This window comes from Halobacillus sp. BBL2006, from assembly GCF_000786645.1.
Taxonomy (GTDB): domain Bacteria; phylum Bacillota; class Bacilli; order Bacillales; family Halobacillaceae; genus Halobacillus.
The window spans coordinates 1-5,117 of sequence record NZ_JRNX01000429.1 but is presented as its reverse complement, the minus strand read 5'-3'; the positions used below and the strand labels follow the sequence as shown (position 1 = coordinate 5,117).

Annotated in this window: 7 protein-coding genes; 5 read left to right on the top strand and 2 right to left on the bottom strand. The window is 42.1% G+C overall.

Going from position 1 to position 5,117, the window contains the following annotated elements; all coding sequences use genetic code 11:
• Positions 1-579: 579 nt before the first annotated feature.
• Positions 580-855, bottom strand: coding sequence for a nuclease-related domain-containing protein (locus tag LD39_RS23925; protein WP_369793239.1), 276 nt, complete (start codon positions 853-855; stop codon positions 580-582).
• Between the two features lie 234 nt (positions 856-1,089).
• Here LD39_RS23925 and LD39_RS12895 point away from each other — a divergent pair, with 234 nt between their 5' ends.
• The 5 genes from LD39_RS12895 (at position 1,090) to LD39_RS12875 (ending at position 4,573) form a co-directional block, all read left to right on the top strand.
• A complete protein-coding gene (locus LD39_RS12895; RefSeq protein WP_035547416.1) occupies positions 1,090-1,443 on the top strand; it encodes a hypothetical protein in 354 nt (117 codons plus the stop codon).
• Positions 1,444-1,463: 20 nt separating this feature from the next.
• Entirely contained in the window at positions 1,464-2,105 is a 642-nt protein-coding gene (locus tag LD39_RS12890) for a PspA/IM30 family protein (RefSeq protein WP_035547413.1), read from the top strand.
• An 82-nt stretch (positions 2,106-2,187) separates the two neighbouring features.
• On the top strand, positions 2,188-2,910 hold the full coding sequence (gene liaF / locus LD39_RS12885; RefSeq protein ID WP_035547410.1) for a cell wall-active antibiotics response protein LiaF: 723 nt from the start codon (positions 2,188-2,190) through the stop codon (positions 2,908-2,910).
• Positions 2,907-3,944, top strand: a complete 1,038-nt coding sequence (locus LD39_RS12880; RefSeq protein ID WP_035547406.1) for a sensor histidine kinase — start codon at positions 2,907-2,909, stop codon at positions 3,942-3,944. The genes liaF and LD39_RS12880 overlap by 4 nt, the downstream gene beginning before the upstream one ends.
• On the top strand, positions 3,944-4,573 hold the full coding sequence (locus LD39_RS12875) for a response regulator transcription factor (RefSeq protein WP_035547403.1): 630 nt from the start codon (positions 3,944-3,946) through the stop codon (positions 4,571-4,573). The genes LD39_RS12880 and LD39_RS12875 overlap by 1 nt, the downstream gene beginning before the upstream one ends.
• 39 nt (positions 4,574-4,612) lie before the next feature.
• On the opposite strand, the gene LD39_RS12870 is transcribed toward LD39_RS12875, so the two are convergent.
• Positions 4,613-5,117 (bottom strand): formate/nitrite transporter family protein (locus LD39_RS12870; protein ID WP_035547401.1); only part of this gene is annotated, 505 nt, incomplete at its 5' end.

Genomic DNA, 5,117 nt, shown 5'->3' with positions numbered 1-5,117 from the left:
AAAAATCTGGACAAGCCTCCGTCAGTAATCGCCACGCCACCTTTCTGGACTTAATCCCAGCAAACTCCATGAATTGAGGTGTAGAAATTTCCTTTCCAATCAGCAGTCGATAATCGATCAAAGCCTGAAGATGAGCATTCTTTGATTTGGTTGAGCATTAACCGCAAAACCAATGATCTCGTTTGCGGATCATACGAAACACTCCACATTCCCTGCACTGGACCCCTCTAATCAAATACTTTTCTTCCAGATTGTATTGGGGAAGGGTGGTCTTTTCGTATGGTCTGTGTTTTCTGCGCACTTGCTGCTGAAAATGGTGGATATCACTTTGAGACCAAAGTTCTTCTTTACAACTTGAATCTATATCACGCACCACCGAAGGCAGTTGCTTTGCTCTTACTATTCGATTGTTTTTAGTATCACCCCCTTTCGTTTGAATGATTGTGTTTGGATTAGAAATCACAATGAGTGAATAGATCGGAAGAGAGGGAAAACCGTAGTATTGGAGCCAGCGATTGAATTGAAGGGTTTGTAACTCTACTTGAAGGAATGGGTCAGGGAAAATATCCGTATTCGCGTTTAACAGCCTGAAAAGCTGATGATGATCGAAATCGAAGGTAAGTTCCCTTTATAGTTTTTAACTTCTAGAATGAGCAGGCATTTGGGGCTGAACACGAGTGCGTCCATTTGAAAATATTGGATGCCATCAAAAAGTTGGAGATCTGTTAGGCATTGAAACTCTGTAGAAGGGAGATAGCGAAGATAATGATCAGCAGTTGACTCACCTGCAAATCCTGCATTTGTTTTGAGAAGCTGTTCTTGGAGTTTGTTCTCATTAGGATGGCCGAGAGGTATACGACTTAATAATGATTCAAGCTGCTTATGTTGAATCGTTTTTTGACGTTTAATGAATGTCTCACTCCTTTCTCAGTAATGATTCGCTGCAAACACCTCAAATCCTCTTTTCAACAAGGTCTGACATCCTTCTAAGCCTCTAGGCTTATACCAAAATATGTCGCTGGCTCATTACCGGAAATTCAAATCCTCGGTAAGATTAAGACAAGAAATGAACGAGGAGGGAAACAAACCATGAAAAAGTTTTTACTATTCATCGCCGGGCTAATCGCTCTTGGAATTCTGCTAGCGAACCTGGGTCCAATGATTCTGCTTGGTGTAAGCGTTTGGTTACTGTATGTAGTGTTTAAGCAGTTTATGAAGAGTGATTCAACGGCTGGAAAAATCGGATGGGTCGTCCTTGGATTGATCATCTTGAGTGTTGCTGCATCTAATATTTATGCCGTTATCGGCCTGGCAGCCGCATATGGACTTTACCTGATCTACAAGACGTGGACAGGCAAGTCGGAAGGTACATCATCCACTTCTTACAAGTCCGATGATCCTTTTACCAATTTTGAAAGAGAATGGGCAGAACTGAACAAATAATCTAAAGGAGAGATATTCAAATGGCTAACTTGTTTACACGGTTGAAAGATTCAATTACGGCAGACATTCACGAGGCACTGGATCAAAAAGAACAGAAAAATCCAATTGCGATGTTAAATCAATATTTACGAGAAAGCGAAAAGGAAACGGAAAAGGTACGTAAGCTAGTAGAGCGCCAATACCGTTTGAAAGACGAGTTCACCCAAGAGTATCAACGTGCTCAAGATATGGCGGACAAGCGTAAGCGTCAAGCTGAAGTTGCACAGAGAGCCGGTGAAGAGTCCATGTATGAGTTTGCTGTAAAAGAGCAACAGGAATATGAAGGACGTGCAGAACGTCTGCAAGCTTCACGGAGAGACGCGATCGAGCAGCTGGAGACGCTGGAGCATAAATATGAAGAGATGAAACATAAGTTGAAGGACATGCATTTGAAGAGGATGGAACTTATGGGGCGTGAAAATATCGCTCGTGCTCACCACCGAATGAATCAGGTGATCGACGATGTAGCGGACAAGCCTTACTCCAGGTTTTCTGAAATTGACCGTTACATCGAAGACCTTGAATACAAAGTGAATAGTGCTTACTATCGAAACACATTCGATAGTAAGATTGCGCAGCTTGAAAAAGATATGAAGAATACAGAGGAAGTTACCGCGAAATAAAAATCATGATATTATTGAAAGGCGCAGGGTTCTGCGCCTTTTTGATACGATATAGATAGAAATAGAGAGGGGGATGACCTTTATGCTTAAACGATTATCAACGGACACAATCAATACGCTTTTAATTATAGGGGTGATCCTCCTCATCGTAGAAATTGCTTTTTTCAATGGAGGGCTCATATTTTCCGTACTGTTCTCCAGTTTCCTTATTTATCTGGGGTGGAAAAAGTATCCCGTGTTATGGCGTAAGATCTGTTTTTGGATCGGAGTCATCAGCTTAGTCTTAACGGTTCTGAGCATGATCGCTGTGAGGTTTCTAATTATTGCTGCGATCATCCTATTTATCCGTAATTACTTTAAATCAAGGAAAGATCCTATACAAATCAAGCCTGAGATTATCGACTATTATGAAGAGGTTCCGAACCAACAAGAACCTGTATTAAGGCAAAAGTTTTTTGGAGATCAATCGACTCCGGACCATTCCTATCAATGGCAGGACATTAACATTCATGGTGGTTTCGGTGATCGAGTGATCGACTTGAGTCAGACAGTATTACCTCACGATGAAGCTGTCATATCTATCCGTCATCTTGTCGGGAATTTAATCATTTATGTTCCTTATGAAGTAGATGTCAGTATCCATCACAGCGCAGTCATTGGAAGGGCAAACATTTTTCAGTACCAGAAGTCACAAGTACTCAATCAAATTGTTTCCTACCGCACACCTGATTACGATACAAAAAAACCACGAGTCAAGATCATCACCTCATTGCTCTCGGGTGACATCGAGGTGAAGCGCGTATGAATATTTGGCAAAGACAAGTGCTCACTGGTGTGGCCACCTTTTCTATGTTTTCCATTGTCTTGTTAAGTTTCACCTTTATGGCTTTTCCAGTCACCTCCTGGGGAGACTTGTGGAGCCGGAGGGTGATTGACTTACCGTATGGATTTCTCGTTTTGACGATTTCTGTTACCACCGGCCTGATTGTTGGAATTTCTCAAGGGTGGTATTGGAGGAATCGCATCCATTCCATAGAACTTAAAATGGATGAGGTGGCTAAAGGAAACGAAATCGTTTATGAGGATCCGGAATTATTCGAGTTAAAGCAAATTGAAGATAAACTGAAGCAAATCGAAGATAAATTTTCTAAACAAGCCGAACTTTCTCAAAAGCTTGCAACAGAGCGAGCCGAAGAGCGAGAGAAAAGCTTGCAGGAAGTGGTAGTCCAAGAGAGGAACCGTCTTGCTAGAGAATTGCACGATTCTGTCAGCCAGCAGCTGTTTGCTGCATCGATGATGATGTCGGCGATCAATGAAGCCCAGTCACCACAAGAAGAACCTGTAAACAAACAGTTGAAAATGGTAGAAAAAATGATTCATCAATCTCAGCTTGAAATGAGAGCGCTCTTACTTCACTTGAGGCCTGTTGCTTTAAAAGATAAAACGTTATCGGAAGGTGCGGAAGAGCTGCTTTATGAACTGACACAAAAAGTACCGATGGAAGTTGAGTGGACAGTAGAACCGTTAGAGCTTGATAAAGGTTTAGAAGACCAGTTATTTCGGATTCTTCAAGAGTCTATTTCTAACACATTGCGTCATGCCAAAGCGACCACTCTATCTGTCATATTGATCGAACGTGATCAGAAAATAATCCTCCGCGTGGTGGACGACGGGGTGGGCTTCGATGTGGAAGAGGCAAAAGCTAGTTCTTATGGTCTTCAAAATATGCAGGAACGCGCATTTGAAGTTGGAGGAACCTTGAAGCTGGTTAGCTTAAAAAATCAAGGAACACGTTTGGAAGTTAAAGTTCCTTATCGCCAAAAAGGAGGCAAGAGTTGATGATTACAGTTTTATTTGCGGATGATCATGAAATGGTTCGAATTGGAGTCTCCGCTTATCTCTCTGCACAAAGTGATATTGAGGTCATTGCTGAGGCAGATGACGGAGGAAATGCGGTAGAGCTGGCCCTTGAACATCGGCCGGATATCATTTTGATGGACTTAGTAATGGAAGAGATGGACGGAATTGAAGCGACCAAGCGCATCGTCGACCAATGGCCTGAAGCGAAGATCATCATAGTCACAAGCTTTTTGGATGATGAGAAAGTTTATCCCGCACTTGAAGCCGGGGCGACGAGCTATATGCTGAAGACCTCCAAAGCTGAGGAAATAGCGAAGGCGATCCGTGCTACATATGAAGGCCAGTCCATTCTGGAACCAGAAGTCACAGGGAAAATCATGACAAAGATGCGAAAGCCAGATGTGAAAGACCTTCATGAAGAATTGACGAAAAGAGAGATGGAGATATTGATGCTGATGGCGGAAGGGAAGACGAATCAGGAAATCTCTGATCAGCTTTTCATCGCTTTGAAAACAGTCAAAGTGCACGTAAGTAACATCCTTGGCAAATTGCAGGTACATGATCGCACGCAGGCCGTCATTTATGCCTTTAAGCATAATCTAGTATAAAGAGAATCGCACATGATTATGTGCGATTCTCTTTTTTAGTCAAGTTCGTTTAGTCAAATAGGGCTGGCTTTCTTTTATATATTTTAGGGCTGGTACTTTTTGTTCCTGCTTTGGCATATTCAAATAAGCGTAAACGGCTCCTACAAAAAATCCCCCTCCAACAATATTTCCAAGAGTTACAGGGATAAGGTTATGAAACAACCCGCTTATGGTCACCAGTGCAGTATGTGGCGAAGTTAATGCAATGGAGAATAAAGTAATGTTAGCGATGCTATGTTCATAACCAGAGATGAAAAAGGTAAATACAAGTAAAATCATTAAAACTATTTTGGCTAGGTCATCTTTTACTTGCATGGGCAGCCATACGGCTAAACAAACAAGCCAGTTTGCTAGAATAGCACGAAAGAAGAGCTGGGAGGCTGGGAGATTCATTTTCTTTTCTGCTGTACTGATCAGAAGGGAGTGATGAGGATCCATTTCGTTGAAAACCCCTGCAAAATAGATCATCCCAGTGAAAAATAGAATCCCAAGAACATTCCCGCCA

What these genes read in the sequence shown, in the direction of transcription:
- LD39_RS12895 (WP_035547416.1), top strand. Translation starts at nt 1,090, where the DNA reads ATGAAAAAGTTTTTACTATTCATCGCCGGGCTAATCGCTCTTGGAATT.
- LD39_RS12880 (WP_035547406.1), top strand. Translation starts at nt 2,907, where the DNA reads ATGAATATTTGGCAAAGACAAGTGCTCACTGGTGTGGCCACCTTTTCT.
- LD39_RS12875 (WP_035547403.1), top strand. Translation starts at nt 3,944, where the DNA reads ATGATTACAGTTTTATTTGCGGATGATCATGAAATGGTTCGAATTGGA.
- LD39_RS12890 (WP_035547413.1), top strand. Translation starts at nt 1,464, where the DNA reads ATGGCTAACTTGTTTACACGGTTGAAAGATTCAATTACGGCAGACATT.
- liaF (WP_035547410.1), top strand. Translation starts at nt 2,188, where the DNA reads ATGCTTAAACGATTATCAACGGACACAATCAATACGCTTTTAATTATA.